This window comes from Candidatus Pseudomonas phytovorans (assembly GCA_029202525.1).
Lineage (GTDB): Bacteria > Pseudomonadota > Gammaproteobacteria > Pseudomonadales > Pseudomonadaceae > Aquipseudomonas > Aquipseudomonas phytovorans.
In genome coordinates, this window is the sequence record CP119325.1 from 5,022,775 (window position 1) to 5,046,798 (window position 24,024).

General features: G+C 63.0%; 19 protein-coding genes. All 19 read right to left on the reverse strand.

Features of this window, described 5'->3' with window-relative positions; genetic code table 11:
• Window positions 1-31: 31 nt before the first annotated feature.
• Complete coding sequence (locus P0Y58_22030) at window positions 32-805, reverse strand: SDR family oxidoreductase (GenBank protein WEK29553.1); 774 nt, start codon at window positions 803-805, stop codon at window positions 32-34.
• Window positions 802-2,013 (reverse strand): O-succinylhomoserine sulfhydrylase, encoded by a 1,212-nt coding sequence (locus P0Y58_22035; protein ID WEK29554.1) that lies wholly within the window; start codon window positions 2,011-2,013, stop codon window positions 802-804. The genes P0Y58_22030 and P0Y58_22035 overlap by 4 nt, the downstream gene beginning before the upstream one ends.
• A gap of 16 nt (window positions 2,014-2,029) precedes the next feature.
• A complete protein-coding gene (gene purF, locus P0Y58_22040; GenBank protein WEK29555.1) occupies window positions 2,030-3,535 on the reverse strand; it encodes an amidophosphoribosyltransferase in 1,506 nt (501 codons plus the stop codon).
• A gap of 42 nt (window positions 3,536-3,577) precedes the next feature.
• Complete coding sequence (locus P0Y58_22045) at window positions 3,578-4,135, reverse strand: CvpA family protein (protein WEK29556.1); 558 nt, start codon at window positions 4,133-4,135, stop codon at window positions 3,578-3,580.
• A gap of 250 nt (window positions 4,136-4,385) precedes the next feature.
• Complete coding sequence (locus tag P0Y58_22050) at window positions 4,386-5,042, reverse strand: SPOR domain-containing protein (GenBank protein WEK29557.1); 657 nt, start codon at window positions 5,040-5,042, stop codon at window positions 4,386-4,388.
• Window positions 5,026-6,333 (reverse strand): bifunctional tetrahydrofolate synthase/dihydrofolate synthase, encoded by a 1,308-nt coding sequence (folC, locus tag P0Y58_22055; protein ID WEK29558.1) that lies wholly within the window; start codon window positions 6,331-6,333, stop codon window positions 5,026-5,028. The genes P0Y58_22050 and folC overlap by 17 nt, the downstream gene beginning before the upstream one ends.
• Complete coding sequence (gene accD / locus P0Y58_22060) at window positions 6,333-7,226, reverse strand: acetyl-CoA carboxylase, carboxyltransferase subunit beta (protein ID WEK29559.1); 894 nt, start codon at window positions 7,224-7,226, stop codon at window positions 6,333-6,335. The genes folC and accD overlap by 1 nt, the downstream gene beginning before the upstream one ends.
• Window positions 7,227-7,442: 216 nt before the next feature.
• Complete coding sequence (locus tag P0Y58_22065) at window positions 7,443-8,063, reverse strand: phosphoribosylanthranilate isomerase (protein WEK29560.1); 621 nt, start codon at window positions 8,061-8,063, stop codon at window positions 7,443-7,445.
• Window positions 8,064-8,124: 61 nt separating this feature from the next.
• Window positions 8,125-8,985 (reverse strand): tRNA pseudouridine(38-40) synthase TruA, encoded by an 861-nt coding sequence (gene truA / locus P0Y58_22070; GenBank protein ID WEK29561.1) that lies wholly within the window; start codon window positions 8,983-8,985, stop codon window positions 8,125-8,127.
• A 193-nt stretch (window positions 8,986-9,178) separates the two neighbouring features.
• Entirely contained in the window at window positions 9,179-11,962 is a 2,784-nt protein-coding gene (locus P0Y58_22075; protein WEK29562.1) for a LysM peptidoglycan-binding domain-containing protein, read from the reverse strand.
• A gap of 71 nt (window positions 11,963-12,033) precedes the next feature.
• A complete protein-coding gene (locus P0Y58_22080) occupies window positions 12,034-13,038 on the reverse strand; it encodes an aspartate-semialdehyde dehydrogenase (protein WEK29563.1) in 1,005 nt (334 codons plus the stop codon).
• A 405-nt stretch (window positions 13,039-13,443) separates the two neighbouring features.
• Window positions 13,444-14,916 carry a surface lipoprotein assembly modifier gene (locus P0Y58_22085; protein WEK29564.1) on the reverse strand — a complete coding sequence of 491 codons (1,473 nt, stop codon included), beginning with the start codon at window positions 14,914-14,916 and terminating at the stop codon, window positions 13,444-13,446.
• A 91-nt stretch (window positions 14,917-15,007) separates the two neighbouring features.
• Window positions 15,008-15,766, reverse strand: coding sequence for a hypothetical protein (locus P0Y58_22090; protein WEK29565.1), 759 nt, complete (start codon window positions 15,764-15,766; stop codon window positions 15,008-15,010).
• 86 nt (window positions 15,767-15,852) lie between these two features.
• Entirely contained in the window at window positions 15,853-18,987 is a 3,135-nt protein-coding gene (locus tag P0Y58_22095) for a TonB-dependent receptor (protein ID WEK29566.1), read from the reverse strand.
• 109 nt (window positions 18,988-19,096) lie between these two features.
• The gene (locus tag P0Y58_22100; GenBank protein WEK29567.1) at window positions 19,097-20,095 is read right to left on the reverse strand and encodes a FecR domain-containing protein; all 999 of its coding nucleotides are present in this window, start codon (window positions 20,093-20,095) and stop codon (window positions 19,097-19,099) included.
• Between the two features lie 66 nt (window positions 20,096-20,161).
• Window positions 20,162-20,653: an RNA polymerase sigma factor gene (locus P0Y58_22105; GenBank protein WEK29568.1), complete on the reverse strand. Its 492-nt coding sequence runs from the start codon at window positions 20,651-20,653 to the stop codon at window positions 20,162-20,164.
• Window positions 20,654-20,841: 188 nt separating this feature from the next.
• A complete protein-coding gene (gene asd, locus P0Y58_22110; protein WEK29569.1) occupies window positions 20,842-21,954 on the reverse strand; it encodes an aspartate-semialdehyde dehydrogenase in 1,113 nt (370 codons plus the stop codon).
• Between the two features lie 63 nt (window positions 21,955-22,017).
• Window positions 22,018-23,100, reverse strand: coding sequence for a 3-isopropylmalate dehydrogenase (gene leuB, locus P0Y58_22115; GenBank protein WEK29570.1), 1,083 nt, complete (start codon window positions 23,098-23,100; stop codon window positions 22,018-22,020).
• A gap of 54 nt (window positions 23,101-23,154) precedes the next feature.
• Window positions 23,155-23,919, reverse strand: coding sequence for a methyltransferase domain-containing protein (locus P0Y58_22120; GenBank protein WEK29571.1), 765 nt, complete (start codon window positions 23,917-23,919; stop codon window positions 23,155-23,157).
• Window positions 23,920-24,024: the final 105 nt, after the last annotated feature.

The following is a 24,024-nucleotide window of genomic DNA, read 5'->3' on the forward strand; positions in this document are numbered from 1 at the left end:
TTTTCGGTCCCCTTCCCTTACAGCGCCAAACTCAGGTGTAGATCATCTTGCGGGTCATGCCGCCATCGACCACAAACTCCTGGCCGGTCACAAACGCTGCCTGACGCGACAACAGCCAGGCAACCATCGCCGCCACATCTTCCACCGTGCCTACCCTGCCCGTCGGGTGCTGGGCATGGTCAGCCTCGGTCAGCGGCGCGGCGCGGCGCTGCGATGGGTCACGGGCATCGATCCAGCCCGGGCTCACGGCATTGACGCGGATCTCCGGGCCCAGGCTCATGGCCAGGGCATGGGTCAGGGCCACCAGGCCGCCTTTGCTCGCCGCGTAGGCCTCGGTATCGGGCTCGGACTGCTGCGCCCGGGTAGAGGTGAGGTTGACGATCGCCCCATTGTGCGCACGCAGGTACGGCGCACAATGTTTGGCCAGCAGCATCGGGCCATTGAGGTTGACCGCCAGCACTCGATTCCATTGCGCCAGGCTCAGGCTTTCCAGCGTCTGGTTGTGCGGGTTGGCGATGGCCGCATTGCACACCAGCGCGTCCAGCCGACCGAACTGCCCGAGCACTTCGGAGACCCCGGCAATGACCTGGGCCTCGTCGGCAACGTCCATGGTGATGAACCAGGCGTTGTCGCCCAAGGCCTTGGCCACTTTGCCGCCATGCTGCCGATCCAGGTCGCTCAGTACCACCTGCCAGCCTTCACAGATCAGCCATGCGGCAATGCCCAGGCCGATGCCGCGCGCGGCACCGGTAACCAAGGCTACCCGGCCATTCTGGCCCGGGGTACTGCCGCGGATTTCGATCACAGTGCAGCCAGCCCGCGTGCAAGGTCGGCCTGCAGGTCAGCCACGTCTTCCAGGCCCACGGCAACGCGGATCAGGCTGTCGCGGATACCGGCGGCTTCACGCTCCTGCACCGACAGGCGACCGTGGGAGGTGGTGGCCGGGTGGGCGATGGTGGTCTTGCTGTCACCCAGGTTGGTGGTGATGGAAATCACCCGGGTGGCGTCGATGAAGCGCCAGGCGCCCTCTTTGCCGCCCTTGACCTCAAAGCTGACCACCGCACCAAAGCCACTCATCTGGCGCTTGGCCAGTTCGTGCTGCGGGTGGCTGGGCAGGCCGGCGTAATGCACCTTCTCCACGCCGTCCTGCTGCTCCAGCCATTCAGCCAGGGCCTGGGCGCTTTCGCAGTGCGCACGCATGCGCAGGCGTAAGGTTTCCAGGCCTTTGGTGAAGATCCAGGCGTTGAACGGGCTGAGCGTCGGGCCTGCAGTACGCAGGAAGCCCACCACTTCTTTCATCTGTTCGGCGCGGCCGGCAACCACGCCACCCATGCAACGGCCCTGGCCGTCGATGAACTTGGTGGCCGAGTGGAACACGATGTCGGCACCCAGCTTCAGCGGCTGCTGCAGCGCCGGGGTGCTGAAGCAGTTGTCCACCACCAGCATCGCACCGCGGGCATGGGCGATTTCACTGAGCGCGGTGATATCGACCAGCTCGGCCAGCGGGTTGGACGGCGATTCGACGATCAGCAGCTTGGTATTGGCCTTGATGGCCTTCTCCCAGCCATTGAGGTCGACCAGTGGCACGTAGTCCACCTGCACGCCAAAGCGCTTGAAGTACTTCTCGAACAGGCTGATGGTCGAGCCGAACACGCTCTGCGACACCAGCACATGGTCACCGGCGCTGCACAGCGACATGACCACGGCCAGGATTGCTGCCATGCCGGTGGAAGTACCCACGGCCTGTTCGGCGCCTTCCATGGCCGCCAGGCGCTCCTCGAAGGCACGCACCGACGGGTTGGTGTAGCGCGAGTAGACGTTGCCCGGCGTTTCACCGGCAAAGCGCGCGGCCGCGTCGGCGGCCGTGCGGAACACATAGCTGGAGGTCAGGAACAGCGCTTCGCTGTGCTCGCCCTCGGGTGTACGGTTTTGACCGGCGCGCACCGCCAGGGTGTCGAAACCGACACCCTCGAGGTCGCTGTCCAGTCGCCCGGCATCCCATTGATCCGTCATGCCGTCGCTCCCTGAATCAGTTGTTGTAGAGGTCGATGATCGCGCTGACAGCCTGGGTCTTGACCTTGGCCAGGTCATTACGGGCCTGCTCGATGCGTTCGAGGTAGGCGTCGTCGATGTCACCGGTGACGTACTCACCGTTGAATACCGCGCAATCGAAGTGGTCGATCTTGATCTTGCCACCACCGACCGAGTCGATCAGGTCCGGCAGGTCCTGGTAGATCAGCCAGTCGGCGCCAATCAACTCGGCCACTTGTTCGGTGGTACGGTTGTGGGCGATCAGTTCGTGAACACTCGGCATGTCGATGCCGTAGACGTTGGGGTAGCGTACAGCCGGAGCTGCGGAGCAGAAGTAGACGTTTTTGGCGCCGGCTTCGCGGGCCATCTGGATGATCTGCTTGCAGGTGGTGCCGCGCACGATCGAGTCGTCCACCAGCATCACGTTCTTGCCGCGGAATTCCAGCTCGATGGCGTTGAGCTTCTGACGTACCGATTTCTTGCGCGCGGCCTGGCCGGGCATGATGAAGGTACGGCCGATGTAACGGTTCTTGACGAAGCCTTCACGGAACTTCACGCCCAGGCGGTTGGCCAGCTCCAGCGCAGCGGTGCGGCTGGTGTCCGGGATCGGAATGACCACGTCGATATCGTGCTCAGGGCGCTCGCGCATGATCTTGTCAGCGAGTTTTTCACCCATGCGCAGACGGGCCTTGTACACCGAGATACCGTCGATGATCGAGTCCGGGCGCGCCAGGTAAACGTGTTCGAAGATGCACGGCTGCAGCTTTGGCGCTTCGGCGCACTGCTTGGTGAACAGCTGGCCTTCTTCGGTGATGTACACCGCTTCGCCCGGCGCCAGGTCGCGGATCAGGGTGAAGCCGAGCACGTCCAGGGCCACGCTTTCCGACGCGATCATGTATTCCACGCCTTCGTCGGTGTGACGCTGGCCGAATACCACCGGACGGATACCGTTAGGGTCGCGGAAACCGACGATGCCGTAACCGGTGATCATCGCCACCACGGCGTAACCACCGACGCAGCGGCTGTGCACGTGGGAAACAGCAGCGAACACATCTTCTTCGGTCGGCTGCAGCTTGCCGCGCACCGCCAGTTCATGGGCGAAGACGTTCAGCAGCACTTCCGAGTCGGAGTTGGTGTTGACGTGGCGCAGGTCAGACTCGTAGATCTCCTTGGCCAACTGCTCGACGTTGGTCAGGTTGCCGTTGTGAGCCAGGGTGATGCCATACGGCGAGTTGACGTAGAACGGCTGGGCCTCGGCCGAGGTCGAGCTGCCCGCAGTCGGGTAGCGCACGTGGCCAATGCCGACGCTGCCCACCAGGCGCTGCATGTGGCGCTGGTGGAAGACGTCGCGCACCAGGCCATTATCCTTGCGCAGGAACAACCGGCCGTCATGGCTGGTCACGATACCGGCAGCGTCCTGGCCGCGGTGCTGGAGGACCGTAAGCGCGTCATACAGCGCCTGATTGACGTTCGACTTACCGACGATACCGACGATGCCACACATGCGACGCAACCCCTACTTTGACGAAACTTGAGTGAATAGCGCTCAGGGCTTTGCCGGCCCGAGCAACTGTTCCTTGAACGGCAGATCAGCCGGAGCGCTGATCAGCCCACTGGGCGACCACTGGCCGGCAAAACCCAGGATCAGGTTCTTCGACCAGTCGGCGACCAAGAGAAATTGTGGTATCAGGCGTGATTCCTGCCACCAGGTGTCTTGTTGAACCGGCCCCAGGCTGATCAGGCCTATGGCCACCACTACCAGCAAGGCCCCGCGCGCGGCGCCGAAGGCCATGCCCAGGAAACGATCGGTACCGGACAGCCCGGTCACACGGATCAGCTCGCCGACAAGGAAGTTGACCATGGCCCCCACCAGCAAGGTGGCGACGAAAAGAATGGCGCAGCCAGCGATGACGCGCATCGACGGCGTCTGGATATAGCTCTCAAGATACACCGAGAGCGAACCGCCGAACATCCAGGCAACCGCACCGGCAATGATCCAGATAAGCAAGGACAAGGCTTCCTTGACGAAGCCGCGCTTGAGACTGATCAGTGTGGAGACGGCGATGATCGCGATGATCGCCCAATCAACCAAGGTAAATGCCACGGTGCTGCCTGCAGACGTTTGAGGCGGCGCATTTTATCAGAGCGGCGGGCTGGGAGTAAGCGGAATGTCGGACGATTAGCGCCATCTGGGTGTGAGGGCAACTGTCTTGCTCAAAATCTAAAAGCTGACGCGATCCCTGTGGGAGCGGGCTTGCCCGCGAACACCGGCGCAGCCGGTGCCATGCACCGCGCTGGATTCTTCGCGGGCGCGCCCGCTCCCACAGGGATCGCGCAGAAGCCGAAAGCCTGAATTAGCTGCGCTCGGGCTGGAAGCGCACCACAAAGCCCTTGAGGCTGTTCTTGCGGTTGATGGCGTCGCGGGTGCGCTCGGCCTCTGCCCGCTCGATCAGCGGCCCGACATACACCCGGTTCATGCCGCCCGCCGCGCGTATATAGGCGTTGTAGCCCTGGCTACGCAGGGCTTGCTGCAGTTTCTCGGCACCGGCCCGATTGGACAGGCTGGCCAACTGGATCGACCAACTGACCGGCAGGCCATTGACGTCGATTTTCGACGACGCAGCCGGCGCTGGCGTGGCAGCAGGCTTGGCCTCTACCTTGGGCGCCGGAGCGGGTGCAGGCGCCTGCGGCCTGGCCGGCTGTACCTGCGCCTGGGTCTGCGGTGATGGCGTGATTGGCTGGCTGGGCGTAGCGGCCGGCGCAGTGGACTCGTCGACCACCACCGGTGGCTGTTGCGGTTCTTCGGCAATGGCCTGTGGCTCCGGCACGGCGACCGGCCCCACCTTCACTTCCGGCAGGCTTGGCATGGCTGGCGCCTGCGGAGCCTCGACGTGCACCTGGCGCATCTCGTCCTCGCGGGTGAACAGCATCGGCAGGAAAATCACCGCCAGCGCCACCAGCACCAGCGCACCGACCATGCGCTGTTTCATCCCTTTATCCAGCACTGCCATCTACTCCACCCTCCTGGGCGTGCCGCTCCAGCCATTCCAGCGCCTGGGCAACACAGAAAAACGAACCGAACAGCAGGATCTGGTCATCTGCCGTCGCCTGCGCACATTGCCCTTCAAGGGCGGCGTCGACGCTGGCATAAGACTTCACCGCAGCACCGAGGTTCGTCAAGGCCGTGGCCAGTTCCGCAGCCGGGCGGCTACGCGGGGTATCCAGCGGCGCCACAGCCCAGTCATCGACCAGGCCCTGCAGCGGCGCGACAACGCCATCCAGGTCCTTGTCGGCGAGCAGGCCAAACACCGCCAGGCGACGCCCCTTGAGCGGACGGGCCGCCAGGCGTCGGGCCAGGTACTCTGCCGCATGGGGGTTGTGCCCCACATCCAGCAGCAACTCGACCGGCTTGCCCTGCCAGGTCAGAAGACGGCGATCGAGGCGGCCGGTGATGCGGGTATCCAGCAGCGCCTGGCGAACCTGCGCGGCATCCCATGGCAGCCCCATCAGCAGATAAGCCTGCAGGGCCAGCGTGGCGTTTTCCATGGGCAGGTCGAGCAAAGGCAGGTCATGCAGCGCTACCTGCGCACCATCCGCCGCAGTACCGCGCCAGCTCCAGCGGTCATCGGCACTGGCCAGGTCGAAGTCGCGGCCGCGCAGGAACAGCGGCGCAGCCAGTTCGGCGGCCTTGTCCAGCAGCGGCTGTGGCGGGTCCAGGTCACCGCACAGGGCTGGCTTGCCCGGGCGGAAGATGCCGGCCTTCTCGAAGGCCACCAACTCGCGGGTATCGCCCAGGTAGTCGACATGGTCGACGCCGATGCTGGTCACCAGGGCCAGGTCGGCATCCACCACGTTCACGGTGTCCAGGCGGCCACCAAGACCGACTTCCAGCACCACGGCATCCAGCTGCGACTGATAGAACAACCAGAACGCGGCCAGCGTGCCCATCTCGAAGTAGGTCAGAGAAATTTCGCCCCGCGCCGCCTCGACGGCGGCAAAGGCTTCGCACAGGCGCTCATCGCTGGCCTCATGGCCATCGATCACTACCCGTTCGTTGTAACGCAACAGGTGCGGCGAACTGTACACGCCGACCTTGAGCCCCTGGGCGCGCAGCAGCGAGGCCACGAAGGCGCAGGTCGAGCCTTTGCCGTTGGTGCCGGTGACCGTCACCACGCGTGGCGCCAGCTTGCCCAGCGCCAGCCGGGCAAGCACCTTCTGCGACCGCTCCAGGCCCATGTCGATGGCCGAGGGGTGCAACTGCTCTAGGTAGGCGAGCCACTCGCCCAGGGATCGTTGTTTCATCACGCGACGGCAGCCGCCTCACGCGCTTGCTCCGGGGTGTCCTGGCCGGTCATCTGCGCCAGCAGGCGGGCCACACGCGGGCGCAGTTCGCCACGGGAGATGATCAGGTCGATGGCACCGTGCTCCAGCAGGAACTCGCTGCGCTGGAAGCCTTCTGGCAGTTTCTCGCGCACGGTCTGCTCGATCACACGCGGGCCGGCGAAGCCGATCAGCGCTTTTGGCTCACCGACGATGACGTCACCGAGCATCGCCAGGCTGGCGGAAACGCCGCCGTATACCGGGTCGGTCAGTACCGAGATGAACGGGATGCCTTCTTCGCGCAGGCGTGCCAGTACGGCCGAGGTCTTGGCCATCTGCATCAGCGAGATCAGCGCTTCCTGCATACGCGCACCGCCCGAGGCGGAGAAGCAGACCATCGGGCAGCGGTGCTCCAGGGCGTAGTTGGCTGCCCGCACGAAGCGCTCGCCGACGATGGCACCCATGGAACCGCCCATGAACGAGAACTCGAAGGCGCTGACCACGATCGGCATGCCCATCAGGGTACCGCTCATGGAGATCAGCGCGTCTTTTTCGCCGGTCTGCTTCTGGGCGCCGGTCAGGCGGTCCTTGTACTTCTTGCCGTCACGGAACTTCAGGCGGTCGACCGGCTCCAGGTCGGCACCCAGCTCGGCACGGCCTTCGGCGTCGAGGAAGATATCGATGCGCGCACGTGCGCCGATGCGCATGTGGTGGTTGCACTTGGGGCAGACATCCAGGGTCTTTTCCAGCTCCGGACGATACAGCACGGCCTCGCAGGACGGGCACTTGTGCCACAGGCCTTCAGGCACCGAGCTCTTCTTCACCTCGGAACGCATGATCGAAGGGATCAGTTTGTCGACTAACCAGTTGCTCATGCTTTCTTTCTCCAGTATTGGCAAGCGGGGGTCGGCGTTACCGGCCCTGCCCTGCCCTTGAGCTCAAAATCTTTTATGTAACGATGATGGACCGGCCACCGGGGCTGCCAGCGTGCCACTCCACCGCTAATGGGTTGTTGTGCCGCCACAGGCGGCTGCCCCGCAGGGCTGCGAAAGCTATGGACGATGGCGCGCAGCCAGCCGTCACATCTGCCATCACGCCTGTTTCACCGCCTGCATGAAGGCCTCGATTTTCGCCGCGTCCTTGATGCCCTTGGCCTGTTCGACGCCACCGCTGACATCCACCGCGTAAGGCCGCACCTGGGCAATGGCCTGGCCGACATTATCGGCCGACAGCCCGCCCGCCAGGATGATGGGCTTGCTGAGGTGTGCCGGCACCAGTGACCAGTCGAACGCCTCGCCGGTTCCCCCGGGCACACCGGCCACGTAGGTGTCCAGCAAGATGCCGCGGGCGCCGGCGTACAGCTGGCAGGCGGCCTCCAGGTCATCGCCCGGGCGCACACGCAGGGCCTTGATCCAGGGGCGGTGGTAGCCTTCGCAGTCTTGCGGGGTTTCGTCGCCGTGGAACTGTAGCAGGTCCAGCGGAACCACTTCGAGGATCTCGTTCAGCTCGCAGCGCGAAGCGTTGACGAACAACCCGACCGTGGTCACGAACGGCGGCAGCTCGGCAATGATCGCCCGCGCCTGACGCACATCCACAGCCCGCGGGCTCTTGGCATAGAAGACAAAGCCGATGGCATCGGCACCCGCTTCGGCAGCGGCCAGTGCGTCTTCGATACGGGTGATCCCGCAGATCTTGCTGCGAACATTGCTCATGGAACGCAAACCCTGGTGATTACGGTGAAAGGCCGGATCTTAGCAAATGACTTTTCGTCCGTCAGTCTGCCAACGCGTCGTAGCCGGTCAAAAAGTGTGGGCCGATGTAACGCTGGGGCAGCGCATACGCCTCGGGGTACTCCACCTTGACCAGGTAAAGCCCGTACGGATGGGCGGTGACCCCGCCTTCACTGCGGTTGCGCCCTTCCAGCACTTCACGCGCCCAGGTCACCGGGCGCTCGCCAGCGCCGATGGCCGTCAGCACACCGACAATGTTACGCACCATGTGGTGCAGGAAGGCGGTGGCGCGTACGTCCAGCACGATCATCTGGCCATGGCGGGTAATGCGCAGGTGGTAGATGTGCTTGATCGGCGACTTGGCCTGGCACTGGCTGGCGCGAAAGGCGCTGAAGTCGTGGGTGCCGAGCAGGAACTGCGCCGCTTCGGCCATGCGTTCGACATCCAGTGGGCGGTGGTTCCAGGTCACTTCCTCGGCCAGGTGCGCAGGGCGGATCGGGTCGTTGTAGATGACGTAGCGGTAGCGCCGGGCGCAGGCCTTGAAACGCGCGTGGAAGTCCGCCGGCATTGGCCGCGACCAGACCACGCTGATGTCGTGCGGCAGGTTGAAATTGGTGCCCATGGTCCAGGCGCGCTCGTCGCGTACGGCGCGGGTGTCGAAATGCACGACCTGCCCGCAGCCGTGCACGCCGGCGTCGGTGCGGCCGGCACAAATGACCGAAATCGGCTCGTTGGCGACCGTGGAAAGCGCTTTTTCCAGCGCTTGCTGAACACTGGGCACACCGCTGGCCTGGCGCTGCCAGCCGCGGTAGCGGGCGCCCTTGTATTCCACGCCCAGGGCGATTCGGGAGTAGCCTGCGGCCGCGGATTCGGCGGTAGCGGTGTCGATGATGTCCAAGCGCATGAAACCTGTGGGGTGTACGGAATGGCGGGGATTATAACGACAACGGCAGCCTCGTAGGGCTGCCGTTGGATGTGTGTCGTGCTTGCGGGCCTCTTCGCGGGTAAACCCGCTCCCACAGGGACCTCACAGATTCAAGCCCTGTATAGGACCTGTGGGAGCGGGTTTACCCGCGAAGAGGCCGGTGCAGGCTACCTCAGACCAAACGGGAGAGCATGTCCTCGGCTTCCTGGCGCTGGGTGTCGTCGCCGTCCTTGACTACTTCATCAAGGATGTCGCGTGCGCCCTGGTTGTCGCCCATGTCGATGTAGGCGCGAGCCAGGTCGAGCTTGGTGGCCACCTCGTCACTGCCGGAGAAGAAGTCGAAGTCCAGGTCGTCCAGCGGCTCGGGTTCCGGCTGGGCTGCTGCGTCCTCGCTGGTAAAGTGCGGCTCCAGCGAGGGCGATTCGAGGCTCTGCGACAGCTTGTCCAGCTCGGCATTGACGTCATCAAGCTCCGAGGCAAAGCGCTTGGCGGCCGGCGAGTCGTCTTCCAGCGACAGCGACAGGTCGAAGTCTGACGGCATGTCGAAGTCGGATACCGGGTCAAACTCCGGCACGCTGTCGAATGCAGCCAGCTCGGCGGCGATGTCCACCGGGGCCTCTTCCACTGCATCCGGGGCGGCCGGTGCAACCGGCTCGCTGACATCGAGGTCGAAATCAGACAGGTCTACGGCAGGCTGCGCCTCGGTCTGGGCAAGCATGGCCTCGAAATCGGCATCAGCGTCGGCTTGCAGTTCGGCATCCACGGCGAACGGCTCGTCTTCAGGCTGAGCGTCTTCCTGCTCCGGCTCGTCCAGCACAGGCTCGGCAATGACCAGCTCATCGGGGACAGGTTCCGCCACTGCGGGCTCGTCAAACAACGGTGCTGCCAGCGGGTCTTCTTCGGGCAGGTCTTCACCCAGGCTCAGGTCGAAGGCACTGTCCAAATCCTGCTCGCCCAGATCCTGCTCGCCCAGCCCCTGGTCTTCCAGGCCAGCTACATCGAGGATTGGCACTTCATCGAAAGCATCCAGTTCCGCCTCTGGCTCGAACGCAATCTCGGGCTCCGCTTGCGCGACAACCTCCGGCTGCGCCTCGACTTGCGGTTCGAATTCTGGCACTTCGTCAGGCACCACATCGGCAACCACCGGCGCCTCAGGCTCATCGTGCAGCAGTTCCTGAACGTATTGCTCATCCATCTCGGCAGCCAGTGCTGCCGCGCCCAGGCCGGCAGCGGCCAGGCCGAGCATGGCCGGGTAACGCTCTTTCAGCCCGGCGACTTCAGCGGTGTTCTGTTCGCTGGCCGGCAGTTGGCGTTCGTGTTCGACGAACGCGCTCTGGTCACCCTGGCGGGCGTAAACGTCCATCAGTTTCAGGCGCAGGTCGTCACGCTCCGGCGCGGCAGCCACAGCCGGCTCCAGCAGCTCGGCGGCACGGTTCAGGCGGCCTTCGGCCAGGCACTGATCGACTTCGGCCAGCAACACACCGTGCGGGTCGGCTTGCGGTTCAGGCTCAGGCTCTGCGATTTTTTCCGCAGCAACCGCTGCGGCTGCCGAGGCGGCGACCACGGCTGGCGACAGGGTCACGCTCGGCTCGGAGACCTCGACGCCGTCGAGGCTCTCTGCATCGTTGTCGAAACCTGTGCCTTGCTCTTCTTCCAGCGCCCGTGCCATGCGCAGGTGCTTTTCAGCTTCCTGCTGGGCCTTGCGCTTGCGCGCCAGCAGCCACAGCAACAAGGCCAGCACCAGGATGCTGGAGCCGGCAATCAACCCAAGCAGCCACGGGTTGCTCAGCACCTGGTCAAGTGCGCTGTGTGGCTGGCTGACTGGCGCTGGCTTGGCGGCCGGCACTGGCTTGGGCGCGGTATCGGCGGCGGCAGGTGCAGGCTTGACCGCAGGCTGGGCTGCCGCTGCCGGCTGGGCCGGAGTAGCAGCAGCCACCGCCGGAGCGGCCGCGCCCTGGCCTTCAAGACGTGCCAACTGGTCGTTTTTCAGCTCGATCAACCGCTGCAGCTTGTCCAGCTGGCTTTGCAGGTCGGTCATGCGGCTTTTGAGTTCGTCGTTGTCGCGGCGGCTGGTGTCCAGGCTTTCCTCGGCCACTGCCAGCTTGTCGTTGAGCGCCTTGGCCTGGCCAGCACCGGCCTGGTTGCCCGGGCTGACCAGGCGCAGGTTGTCGCCCTGGGCGATGCGCGCCGGGGCTGCTTCGGCGGCGCCGCGGCGGGTAGCATCCAGCTGGCGGGCACGCGGGCCCAGGCGGCGGCCTTCACGCCAGGCGGCATACTGCTCGGCCACCTCGCTGTTCGCCTCGCCCTGCGCAATGGTCTGGATCTGCTGCTGGTCGGGCAGGCGCAACACCTGGCCAACCTTCAGCTGGTTGATGTTGTTGCCAATGAAAGCGTCCGGGTTCAGCGCCTGGATCGCGATCATGGTCTGCTGGATCGAGCCACCCTGGGTATTGCCTGCAGCGATCTGCCAGAGGGTGTCGCGGCGCTGGGTGGTGTAGTTGCTGGCACCGGTTACCGCCGGTGCAACATTACCCGCCGCCGGTTTGTCGCCCTGGGCCTTGGCCTGGTCGAGCAGTACGCTGTAGTCACGCAGCAGGCGGCCCTGCGGCCACATCACCTGGACCAGGAATTTGACCACTGACCCCGGCAGCGGCTGGCTGGAGGTAACCCGCAGCACGCTCTTGCCGTTGGGGTTGATCACCGGGGTGAAGGTCAGGTCTTCGAGGTAGGTTGGTAACGCCACCCCTGCCTTGCTGAACTCTTCCGGCGACGCCAGGCTCGGCACCACTTCGGCGGCTTTGAGGTCGCGCACGTCGAGCAACTCGATCTCGGCGTCCAGCGGCTGATTCTGTGCCGACTTCAGGGTCAGCTCCCCCAGGCCCAGCGCATTCGCCATGCCAGACGACAGCGCTGATGCTGCAGCCATGGCCAGAACCAGTTTGCGAATTCGAAGCATGACCTCTTCCCTTGTATGAATCGTCCCGAAACCTGCAAGCAGAGCAGGACAAAAGTGCTCGCCAGTATCTTTTACGGCATCTGTTTAATCAACAATTGTGCCACTTGCACGGCATTGAGCGCGGCGCCCTTGCGCACGTTGTCGGTGGTCAGCCAGAGGTTGAGCTGCTGGTCTTCGTCAATACCGTGGCGTACACGACCAACATAGACCACGTCTTGGCCCACTGCGTCACCAACCGGAGTCGGATAATCGTCACGCTCCACCAACTCGACGCTATCGGCTGCGTCCAAAGCCTGGTTGACCGCCTCCAGGTCGACCAGGCGACGGCTCTGCACGGCCACACTGAAGCTATCGCCGAAAAACACCGGGACTTGAACGCAGCTCACGGAAATCTTCAATTCAGGCATGCCCAGCAGCACGCGCAACTCGCTGACCAGGCGGCGCTCCAGTGCGGTATGGCCCTGCTCATCGACGGCACCTACCTGGGCAAGCAGGTTGAATGCCACTTGGCGGTCGAAGAAGCGCGGCTCCAGCGGCCGGGCATTGAGCAGCTCGGCGGTTTGCCGGGCCAGTTCGCTGACCGCTTCGCGGCCTTGCGCGGACACCGCCAGCGATGCCATCACCTGCACCCGCTCGATGTCGAGCAGGCCCTTGAGCGGTGCCAGCGCGACAGCCAGAGCCACTGCGGCCGAGCATGGGCTGACGATGCGTGCCGGCAACGCCAGGCCAGCCAGGCGTTCGGCGTTGGCTTCCGGCACCAGGGCCAGGGCGTCGTCCAGGCCACCGGACAGGTCGATGACCGTACAGCCCGCCTGCAGCGCCTTGTTGGCAAAGCTGCGGCTGACGGCGGCGCCGGTGGCGAAGAAGGCCAGCTTGACCTGGGCAAAGTCGAAGCTGTCGACTTCACGCACCTTGAGCTTCTTGCCGGCGAACATCACGCTGCTGCCGGCCGACTCCATGCTGGCCAGCAGGTGCAATGTGGCGACCGGGAACGCCAGTTCTTCGAGCACCTGTACCAAGGTTTCACCGACGCTGCCGGTGGCGCCGACGACGGCGATATCGAATGTAGGGTTCATGCTGCTGGCTGCCTCAGGCGAAACGGGAGCGGCACTTTACTCGCATTGGTCGGGGGAGGCTACGGTGATTGCGTCAGGGCTGGCAGGGGTTCGCCATCACATGTGCATCGCCTATGAAATCGAGCGCCGCCCGCGCGGCGCTTCGCGGGGCAAGCCCGCTCCCACATTTGTTGCAACGTGGCCATGCCTGTGGGAGAGGCGTTCCCCGCCTTGGTGCAGGGCTTGAGACAGATGGAGCGGTAGAGGCGCCAGGCTTGAGTTCGGGTCGGGCTGACAAGGCTGAAAACCATGGCCTGACAGGTATGGCACGTTGCAACAAATGTGGGAGCGGGCTTGCCCCGCGAAGCGCCGCGCGGGCGGCGCTCGATCTCAAAGGCGATGAACATGTCATGGCGAACACCCGCATCAAAACTGTTTTTCCAGCTTGAGGCTGACGCTGTTGCGCTCCCAGCTGTACAGCCAGTCGACGTTGCTGTTCACCTTGTTGTACTTGAAGGTCAGACTTGGCACCAGGTCGTGGAAGGCCAACGCGGGGGCCCTGACGATAAAGGTATAGCCCTGTTCTTCTTCGTGGCGCCGGTCATCCAGTAATGCGCTGTAGGCGTCGTACTGGCGGGTACGCCAGGAGGCGAACAGCACGGTGCTCAGGCCGATGTCGAAGTCCTTGGCCACGCCCACGCGCAGGCCCCGTTGGAAGTAGGCCTCGGTCGCATCCTTGGTGTTGCGGTCGGTGAGGTCAAAACCGCCGAACAGCACCCACTGCTGCGGCAGCGCTTGCCACAGGGTCGCATACACCGAGGCCGCGCTGCCGTCATAGGTGTCGGCGGCCTGGCGGCGGTAGGCCATGTCCTTGTATTCGCCTTCCAGCTTGAGCATGCGGGTAGCTGAAAGGTTGTGCATCCATTCACCGCGCAGGCCCCAGGCCGAGTACATCGGGTCGCTGCCAATGCGGTTGTATTCGAACTGTGGGCCCAGGCTGTACTGATTGCGCCCGTCCTGATAGCTGTAGCCGGTGTTGCCGATGAAGGTGTCTTCGTTGTACTTGGCTTCTTTGTCGTAAGCCTGGCCATAGGCCAGCGCCCGGCCAAACACGCCATGGTGGCCAGACAGCGCAACGCGCTTGTTCAGCGTGGCTTCGTAGTCGATGCCCTGTGCCGACACCGCCTTGGGCATCTTGCGCTCGACCAGGTACACCCCGTCGCTGGTTTCCAGCTGGTAGTGGGTGGTGCTTTCCGAGGACTGGTTGAGGTTGTCGTTCCAGGTCGGGCCGATGGCCAGCGAGCCTTGCCAGCTTTCGCGGTGGTCCAGCGCGTCGATGAAACTGTCGACGGTATTGCCCAGGCCCTGGTTGCGTGCATCGGCTGGGCCCAGGCTCTGGCTGATCTGGCGGAAGGCTTCGGTAGACTCGCGGTCCTTGCGGTTTTCGAACAGCACCCGGGCCAGTTCCAGCTGGCCGGGTAGAAAGTTGCCCTGCAGTGCCAGCAACTGGCGGTAGTGCGCCTCGGCTTGCTCCAGATCGCCGCGCGAGCGGGCCAGTGCGCCATCGGCGTAGGCCAGCAGCATGGGGTCGTGGCCAGGCAACGCGACGTAGCGGGCGCGGAAGGCGTTCACGTCGGCCCACTGCTGGCGCTGCACCGAAACATAGAGGGCGCGACCCAGGTCGTCGAGGTTGTTTTCTACCCGGTAGGTCTGGCCATCGATGACCAGCGTGGTGCCGGCAATTTCGTCCTTGAGCAGCTCGCGCTCCTGGCGGTTGGCGCGGTACTCGATGCTCTGGTTCAGGCGCAGGTTGGTGTCCTGATCGGCCTGAGCGATGGAGGGGAGAGAAAGCGGGAGATAAAGCAGAAGCAGGTAATGCAGGCGTGAAGGCTGGGGCATTGCTCGGCTCTCGGGGTGCCTTGAAATAGCAGCAATCAGGGCCGCAATGCGGCCCTGATGCACTTAACTGACCAGCATCAAGCGGGTCGGCTTACTTCTTCACGCCACCGAAGGCGGTATCGTAGTTGCGGTCGGCGAACTTGGCGATACCGGCCAGGGAGGCAGTAGCGCCGGCGCCGAAGAAGCTACCTTGGGTAGTACCCACAGACAGCTGCGCGTTATTGGCAGGATTCGAGGCTTTGGAAGTACCCGAGAAGGATGCATTAGTCTTGTCGATGGTGGCATCGACAGTGACTCTCAGCGCGCTATTGCCGACATAACCCGTGAGTTTCGGCGCTGCAGCACCAAAGGTTGCATTCATCTCACCCGACATCATGTTGGCACCGGAGTAGTTGCTGATGCCCTGCACTGCATAGGCAACATTGGTGGTCGGCAGTACTCGCCCGGCGGTGTCGCCAGAGTAGTAGACGACACGGGTCGGGTCGTTGTTGGTGCCGTTCTGCGACCATTCGCCGAAGTAGACCTGCTGGGTGGAAACCTGCTTGAAGTCGAAGTTGCCGAGGGCAGAGTGCGAAGGCGGCATCATGGCTGGGGTAATGGTGGTTACGCCATTGGTATCAGCAGCAACCATGTTCTTGAGCCCGCTGAAACCAACTTTTGCACCACCGTAAAATGCCGTCACACCCACGGCTGGCGCGCCCGCTTCACCTGGGTGATTGGTAGAGTTGCCTTGGGAACCACCCACTACGATGGAGCCCGTGTAGCTCTGCCCCGAGGACACGTCAGCCTGCGCAATGCCAGCCAGGCCCAGGAGTGCAACTGCAAGTACGGAAACATTGAACGCTTTCATTTCATAATCCATTGATAAGTTAATAGTATCCAACACAAAAGCACGTCCGACTTTCGGCGCTTTCACCCGTCCATAGTCATTCCACCTTAGAAGTTTGCAGTCAAACCGATTTTCAATGTTCGCCCCGGCGCGGGCATGGCCGAACGCGTGAGGGGGTCCAGGTAATAAAGATTGCTCAGATTGGTGCCGACCAACTCGACACTGACGTCGTCCGTCACTTTGTAATTGACATACGCGTCATACGTCACAATGTCATCCCAAGACAACGGCGTATTCAGGTAATACGAAACCATGGGATTGCCGCTGTAGTTGTTATGAAATTTGCTGTCGTGCCCCTTGTAATAAATGACACGCCCACCGACTTCCAGGCGTCGATCCAGGAACCGTGCCCCCAAGGCCAGGTTGGCAGACCATTCAGGCATGGCCATGCCCACCAGATAACCACCGAGAAAACCATCATCGACGCAATTAGCGATGCCGCCGGTAGCATCAAGTTGCATGGCCGAGTTTTCATCGCACACTTTGTTTTTAAGCACATGCGCCACGCTCAGGTCGGTAAAGAAACCGCCATTGTCGTACCTGCCTTGCAACTCGATACCTGCTGTCGTTTGCTTGTCCACATTGGAGAACACCAGTTGCGGGCTGCGCTCGATGACGTTATCCGTGGTGTTGTGATAGTAGGTAAGCTTGACATCCGCTTGTTCACTGCCGAGCCAACCACTCAGATTGTGAATGTAGGCCACTTCATAGTTATGGGCGTGTTCCGGCTCCAGTTGCCAAGGCGTCAGCGATGCAGAAAAGCCAACGGTACTTTCAAACATGCTCGGATAACGAATCGCTTCGCTGTAACGCAAGTAGAACCGGCCATTTTCCGAGGTAAAGAACGTAGCCGAGAGGTTGGGCACCCAACCCTGGTCCCTACGATGCTTTGCCGAGGTGTCCTCGATTTGATTGACCAGATTGCCTTCACTGTCTACAGCATCTGCAGCACCGCTATACAAATTTGGGGTACAGCCATAGATATCTGCCGTGGCCGCAGCCTCGAGGCACGGGTTATTACTCCGCTGGTACCGCCCTTTTCCGTCATGTGCCCAGTGTGCCCTGTGCTCGGTCTCTACCGAGCGTGGTGTATCGCGTTCAGTCGCTTCAATGGCTGCCTGCTTCTGCTCCTCGGTAAAGCCAAACATGTCCCACATCCATGCGTCCCCCGCGATGCTCTCATCCACTGCTGCACGCCACTCTTCCTGGGACAAGTCTCTGCGCGTGTAATAGATGAGCTCTTTGCCGGTTGCCACAGTCTGGGTGGTCACACCGGTGTCGCGCTGCCGCTTACTGAGAAAGTCGTCGAACGACCAGTACGAGGAATAACGCCCGCCTGCGGTGAACCGTGCAAAGGAGACCGGCTGCCAATCAAAGTTGAAGTTGTACTCCTGCTCCTCGCGTCGCCCTGCCCTTGGAAACAGTCGAGTTGCCCCTAACGTGCTCGGGTCCAACATGCCGTCACCCGAACTCAGTTTTTCATGCTGGTAACTGCCCCCCAACGTCAGGTCCAGGCTGTCCAGCAGCTTGAGCTTGTTGCTGACCGTGAGGCCGGCGCGGTCATGCTTGGCATTGGCCACAGCCGTATTGCGAAACTCGCGGTTCTGCGCCGTCGTTTCGTTGGGCACGCCACCCGAGCTATAGGTATCGCTGACCGTTCGCGTCATCCACAAGTTGGAGTAGAAGTCGACCCAACGGTTGTCGTCCGGGTTGAGCTTGTACTCGACGTTATAGGCCTTGCTGTCCACATGGCTCAGCGGCCACTGCGGCACACCATAGTTCGCGGCATCGTAAGTACTGCCCGGGGTGAAGAAGGAAATGCGCGACGGCAGGATCTCGCCATATAACGAGTCGGTGGCGCGATAGCCAAACTCCAGGCTCTGACCTTCGTCGATTTTCCAGGTGGCCTTGCCCAGCCACGACTCCATCTTGCTGGAGCTGTTGGGCACTTCGTCGCCGGGTTTGTAGATACGGGCAAGGTTCGGCACATAGTCCCATTTGCCGTCGACCAGTTCGCCGCTGGAGTAATAACTGCTCTTTTTCTTGCCGGCGTAGTGATTGCCTTTTTCCCGATACGCATAGGCGCCCATCAGGTCGAAATGCTCCTGACGGGTACCCAGTGCCAGTCGATAGGCCTTGTCGTCGCTCGACAACAAGTCGTTACTGCTACTGGTGCGTGGGTGCTTGTACAGCGACGGGTCGTAGTAGGAGTTGATCGGGATGTACTGGTAGTCCGCACCCGGCATCTGCCCGGTCATCAAGGTTGGCAGCTTCGGCGACACCGAGTTGTTGCTACCCTCGATCTTGAACTCGCCGCCGAACTCCTCGCCTTCCTTGAGAATGTCATCGACGCTCAGGGTGTTGGCCACCACCGCACCGCCAACGCCGCTGTAGACGTTGCGCTCCAGATTCGGCCCCTTGATCACCTTGATCGAACCGATCAGGTTAGGGTCGATGTAGTTGCGGTTGTTGGCGCCCATGTAACCGCGGTACACGGTCAGCGCCTGCTCGGTGCCGTCGATGGTCAGCGGTACCCGGCCAGGGCCCTGGATGCCGCGTACGTTCGGGTCCAGCGCGCCACTGTTGCGGGCATCGCCGCTGTACACGTTGAGCATGCCCTTGAACACGTCGGCTGGCGCAGCGCCTTTGTAGCGCTCGATCTGCTCCTTGCCGGCGTAGACGGTGGAGATGTCCTGATCGTAGATGTCGCTGTAGCCCTTTTCGTCCCGGGTGCGGCCATCGCGCTGGCTGTAGACGTAGGTTGGGTGCAGGTCGTCATTGCCGGCACTGGTGGCCGATTGCAGGTGAATGACCGGGCGCTCGGCACCGCCGCTGAGGCTGAAGCTGACCGGCAGGCCGCTGAGCAGTTGCTGCAGCGCGCCTTCCAAAGAGTAGCGGCCCTGCACCGGGTTGGCGTACAGGCCGGCGAAGGCATCACCCGTGAGGTAGAGCTCGGCGCCCGCCTGGCGTGCCAGCTGCAGCATGGCATCTTCAAGTGCCCCACCCTTCACATCAAACTGATGGTACTGGCCGCCCTGGCTGCGCGCAGCGGCAGCGGGGTCGGTGGCGGCCATGGCTGGCAGTACCGGCGTGGCGCTGCAGCAAGCCAACAGTGCCAGCTGAATTCCCAGGCTCAGCTTTCCACGTTGATGGGCAAAACGCCCTGAAGCTCCCTTTGACATCGTTTCCAAGCACCCTAGCTAAAGACAAATAAGAGTTATTTGCATTCAGTAACGTGCGAAGCCGGAAAACGCAGTAGAGCGATATGTTCTATTAGATTACTTTTTTAGATCAATAAATCAGCAATGCGCCTGGAACCTCCAATACCCGGGCATGTGCCTGCCTGGCCAACTGCTTGAGGGCGTCATCGACATGGTCGACCCGCGCCACGGCCGTCACCGGCAGGCGCCGCAGCGCTTCGCCGCGCACCAGCGTCAACCCGGTGCGATAACGCCCCAACTGCTCGACGGCCTGGGCCAAGGTCTGCTGGCGCAGCACCACCCTGCCCTCCTGCCAGCTGGCGAGTTCTTCCGGGGATTGCTCCAGGGGCTTGAGCCCGGTATGCGGGCCGAAGTACAGGCTGTCGCCTTGCTGCAGCACGGCAGACGCCGACGCATCGTCAAGACCACGGGAGACCAGGTTGATTTCGACGCTGTGCTGCAGCACGCCGACCCAGCCAGAGCGGTCATCCTTGTCGACCGCAACCAGGTATCGAGTGCCGCGGGCGGTGATGTTTGCCCCCGGCGTGCTGACGGTGAAGGGGCGCGGCTCCGTTTCACCCACGGGTGAAGGACTGAAGACAGCCTCGCCGCGTGTGAGGCGCACCGTGCGGCGCTGGCCGTCATAGGCAACGCTGAGGATGCTGCGGCTGCCCAGTACAAGCTTGCTACCATCGCCCAACGTGACATGGCGCACTTCGCCATACCCCGTCTGGTAGTCGGCGCCCAGGCCCTGCACCCAGAATGGCGGCGCCAGCCACAACCAACAGGCCATCGCCAATCCGCCAAGTGCGCCACCACAGGCCCAGGGCCGCTGCCATACAGCGTGTAGCCAGCCCAGCGGCCCGGCAGCACGGGCCGGGCGCGGTGGCCGCACATAGCCCTGGCGCAGCGCTGCACTGGCCTGCCAGGCGCGGTCAAGGCGCTGAGCGACCGCAGCATGCCGGGGGTCGGCTTCCAGCCAACGCCGATAGGCCGCTTGCTCGGCGGGGCCGAGGCGACCTTGACGGTGTTTCATGACCCAATCGGCGGCCTTGCGCTCGATCGGGTCAACAGGTTCTGAGGGGTTCACGGTACGGTGTTTGCTGCCTGTTGGTGTTTTTCTGGTAGCCCGGCCAGGTCAGCGCTTGTGCCTGGTCTACTGGTCAGGTTCAAGCCCTCGCCCAATCCTGGCCAATGCGCTGGCCAAGTGTTTTTGTACAGAGCTGGTGGAAATCCGTAAATACTCGGCGGCCTCTTTGTGTGTCATACCTTCTACCCGGCACAGCAGGAACACGTTGCGCGTGCGCTCGGGCAGCAGCTCAAGGGTTGCGTGCAGGCGTTCCAGTTCCAGGGCACCCAGGGCCTGGTCCTCTGGCGAACTGGCTTCATCGATCAAGCCATCGAAGATACTCGCAGACTCCGCTTCGTAGCGCTTGCTGCCGTAACGGCGATGATGGTCGATCATCAGGTTGTGGGCAACGCGGAACAGATAGGCCGGGGTCGCGAGCAACCGCTCTACGCCATCCATCTGCGCCAACCGCAGGAAGGTTTCCTGGACGATGTCCGACGCCAGGCTTGGCGTGCAGTTCTTGCGCAGCAGATAGCGGTGCAAGGTGGAGGCGTGTTCGTTGAAGAGTTGTTCCAGCACGTCAGCACTTTCCTATGCTCAGGCAAACTGGGGAGGCCGAGTATAATGAGAATACTTCTCGTTAATCTAGGCATTTTGCCATCGCAGGACGCTGCTGTTACAAAACAAAAAATCCCAGGCCGCAGGCCGTTCAGGAAATAAAAAACCCGCGCTGTCGCCAGCGCGGGTTTTTGGTCAAAGCAGAACGATCAACGCTCCAGCAGGATCCGCAGCATGCGGCGCAGCGGTTCGGCCGCGCCCCACAGCAGTTGGTCACCCACGGTGAAGGCGCCCAGGTACTGCGAGCCCATGTTCAGCTTGCGCAGGCGGCCAACCGGGATGTTCAGGGTGCCGGTGACCTTGGTTGGGGTCAGCTCCTGCATGCTGATTTCACGCTGGTTCGGCACCAGCTTCACCCAAGGGTTGTGCTGGCTGATCATGCCTTCGATGTCGGCGATCGGCACGTCCTTGTTCAGCTTGATGGTCAGCGCCTGGCTGTGGCAACGCATGGCGCCGATGCGCACGCAGATGCCGTCGACCGGGATCGGGCTCTTGAAGCGGCCGAGGATCTTGTTGGTCTCGGCCTGGGCCTTCCACTCTTCACGGCTCTGGCCGTTCGGCAGTTCCTTGTCGATCCATGGGATCAGGCTGCCTGCCAGCGGCACGCCAAAGTTCTCGGTCGGGAAGGCGTCGCTGCGCATGCTCTCGGCAACCTTGCGGTCGATGTCGAGGATGGCGCTGGCCGGGTTGGCCAGGTCATCGGCAACGGCGGCGTGGGTGGCACCCATCTGCTTGATCAGCTCACGCATGTTCTGCGCGCCGGCACCCGAGGCCGCCTGGTAGGTCATGGCGCTCATCCACTCGACCAGGCCGGCTTCGAACAGGCCACCCAGGCCCATCAGCATCAGGCTGACGGTGCAGTTGCCGCCGATGTAGTTCTTGGTACCGGCGTCCAGCTGCTGGTCGATGACCTTGCGGTTGACCGGGTCGAGAACGATCACGGCGTCATCCTGCATGCGCAGGGACGAGGCAGCATCGATCCAGTAACCCTGCCAGCCGGCTTCACGCAGCTTGGGGAAGACCTCGTTGGTGTAGTCGCCGCCCTGGCAGGTCAGGATCACGTCGAGGGTCTTGAGTTCTTCAATCGAATAAGCGTCCTTGAGTGGCGCTGTATCCTTGCCCACGTTCGGGCCCTGGCCGCCAACATTGGAGGTGGTAAAGAACACCGGCTCGATAAGGTCGAAATCCTGCTCCTCCAGCATCCGCTGCATGAGCACGGAACCGACCATACCGCGCCAACCGATCAGACCTACACGTTTCATCGCAACTACACCTTCGCTAAAAGTGGGCCGCCACCGGGAATTTGGGGTGGCGGGCCAGAGAGATTACAGATTCCGCAGCGCTGCGACTACTGCGTCGCCCATTTCCTGCGTACCCACTTTGCGGCAGCCTTCCGAGAAGATGTCGCCGGTACGCAAACCCTGGTCCAGAACCAGGCTCACGGCCTTCTCGATCGCCTCGGCGGCAGCCGACTGATTGAAGCTGTAACGCAGCATCATCGACACCGACAGGATGGTCGCCAGCGGGTTGGCGATGCCGAGGCCAGCGATGTCCGGTGCCGAGCCGTGGCACGGCTCGTACATGCCCTTGTTGTCGGCATCCAGCGACGCAGAAGGCAGCATGCCGATGGAACCGGTCAGCATGGAAGCTTCATCCGACAGAATGTCACCGAACATGTTGTCGGTCACCATCACGTCGAACTGCTTGGGCGCACGCACCAGCTGCATGGCCGCGTTGTCGACGTACATGTGGCTCAGTTCGACATCCGGGTAGTCCTTGGCCACGTCTTCGACCACTTCACGCCACAGCTGGCTGGACGCCAGGACGTTGGCCTTGTCCACCGAGCACAGCTTCTTGCCACGCACGCGGGCCATGTCGAAGCCGACACGGGCAATGCGGCGCACTTCGCCTTCGCTGTACGGCAGGGTGTCGTAGGCCTGGCGCTCGCCACCTTCCAGCTCGCGCTGGCCACGCGGGGCACCGAAATAGATCCCGCCGGTCAGCTCACGGACGATGAGGATGTCCAGGCCGGCGACGATTTCCGGCTTGAGCGACGAGGCATCGGCCAGTTGCGGGTAGAGGATGGCCGGGCGCAGGTTGGCGAACAGGCCCAGTTGCGAACGGATCTTCAGCAGGCCGCGCTCCGGGCGGATGTCACGCTCGATCTTGTCCCACTTCGGGCCACCCACGGCGCCCAGCAGCACAGCATCGGCGTTGCGCGCGCGCTCCAGGGTTTCGTCGGCCAGCGGCACACCATGCTTGTCGATGGCAGCGCCACCGATCACGTCGTGCGCCAGGCTGAAACCGAGCTGGAACTTGTCGTTGGCCAGCTCCAGCACCTTGACCGCTTCGGCCATGATTTCCGGGCCGATACCGTCACCTGGGAGAATCAGAATCTGCTTGCTCATGCTTTCCTCTATCCATTCACGCGGTGCGGCCAAACGGGCCCCACCGAAAAGTGCTTAACGCTCGGCCCACAACACCAGCACATCCGTGCTGAACGAGCCGTCGGCCTCGATCTGGTAATACTGCCGTACTTCTTCACCCATGGCTTGCTGCAATTGGCGGATGGCCACGCGCATCGGCTCTGGGGTACGCATACGCTCGACCCAGCTGGTGAACTCCAGGCGCAGTGGCTGGCGCGTGTGGCTGCGCACATGCAGGCCGGCTTCGCTGACCTGGCGCTGCCATTCGGCGGCGGAGTAGTCGCGCACATGGCTGGTGTCGCGCAGCACTTCGACCGTTTGCAGGTAGGTGTCGAGCAGCGGGCTGCCCGGCGACATCACGTCGATGAACGCCGCCACGCCACCTGGCTTGAGCACCCGGCGCACCTCGCGCAGGGCCAGGCCCAGGTCGCTCCAGTGGTGGGCCGAGTAGCGGCTGAAGACGAACTCGAACGAAGCGTCGGCGAACGGCAGGCGTTCGGCGGCGCCGCGCTCGGTGGTGATATTGGCCATGCCACGCTCGGCGGCGGCGCTGGCGACCACGTCGAGCATGGAATGCGAAAGGTCGTAGGCGACCACTTCAGCCACCAGCGGGGCGACGTGGAAACTGACATGACCGGCACCGCAGCCCAGGTCCAGCACGCGGGCAGCACCCTGCCCCGCCAGCTCGGCCTGCAGCAGGGCGAATTCACTGCCCTGGGCGTGCACGGCGCTGCTGAGGTAGGCGCTGGCCTGTTCGCCGAACTGGCGTTGGACCACATCGGTGTGCTGGGTGTTGGTCATGTCTCAATCCTTTAGATTTTTGTCGCCTGTACCGGCCCTTTCGCGGGCATGCCCGCTCCCACATTGATCGCGTAACCCTTGTGGGAGCGGGCGAGCCCGCGAAGA

What these genes read in the sequence shown, in the direction of transcription:
- P0Y58_22050 (WEK29557.1), bottom strand. Translation starts at nt 5,042, where the DNA reads ATGGCAGTGCTGGATAAAGGGATGAAACAGCGCATGGTCGGTGCGCTG.
- P0Y58_22090 (WEK29565.1), bottom strand. Translation starts at nt 15,766, where the DNA reads ATGAAAGCGTTCAATGTTTCCGTACTTGCAGTTGCACTCCTGGGCCTG.
- P0Y58_22095 (WEK29566.1), bottom strand. Translation starts at nt 18,987, where the DNA reads ATGTCAAAGGGAGCTTCAGGGCGTTTTGCCCATCAACGTGGAAAGCTG.
- purF (WEK29555.1), bottom strand. Translation starts at nt 3,535, where the DNA reads ATGTGTGGCATCGTCGGTATCGTCGGTAAGTCGAACGTCAATCAGGCG.
- accD (WEK29559.1), bottom strand. Translation starts at nt 7,226, where the DNA reads ATGAGCAACTGGTTAGTCGACAAACTGATCCCTTCGATCATGCGTTCC.
- folC (WEK29558.1), bottom strand. Translation starts at nt 6,333, where the DNA reads ATGAAACAACGATCCCTGGGCGAGTGGCTCGCCTACCTAGAGCAGTTG.
- P0Y58_22120 (WEK29571.1), bottom strand. Translation starts at nt 23,919, where the DNA reads ATGACCAACACCCAGCACACCGATGTGGTCCAACGCCAGTTCGGCGAA.
- P0Y58_22075 (WEK29562.1), bottom strand. Translation starts at nt 11,962, where the DNA reads ATGCTTCGAATTCGCAAACTGGTTCTGGCCATGGCTGCAGCATCAGCG.
- truA (WEK29561.1), bottom strand. Translation starts at nt 8,985, where the DNA reads ATGCGCTTGGACATCATCGACACCGCTACCGCCGAATCCGCGGCCGCA.
- asd (WEK29569.1), bottom strand. Translation starts at nt 21,954, where the DNA reads ATGAAACGTGTAGGTCTGATCGGTTGGCGCGGTATGGTCGGTTCCGTG.
- P0Y58_22080 (WEK29563.1), bottom strand. Translation starts at nt 13,038, where the DNA reads ATGAACCCTACATTCGATATCGCCGTCGTCGGCGCCACCGGCAGCGTC.
- leuB (WEK29570.1), bottom strand. Translation starts at nt 23,100, where the DNA reads ATGAGCAAGCAGATTCTGATTCTCCCAGGTGACGGTATCGGCCCGGAA.
- P0Y58_22065 (WEK29560.1), bottom strand. Translation starts at nt 8,063, where the DNA reads ATGAGCAATGTTCGCAGCAAGATCTGCGGGATCACCCGTATCGAAGAC.
- P0Y58_22085 (WEK29564.1), bottom strand. Translation starts at nt 14,916, where the DNA reads ATGCCCCAGCCTTCACGCCTGCATTACCTGCTTCTGCTTTATCTCCCG.
- P0Y58_22035 (WEK29554.1), bottom strand. Translation starts at nt 2,013, where the DNA reads ATGACGGATCAATGGGATGCCGGGCGACTGGACAGCGACCTCGAGGGT.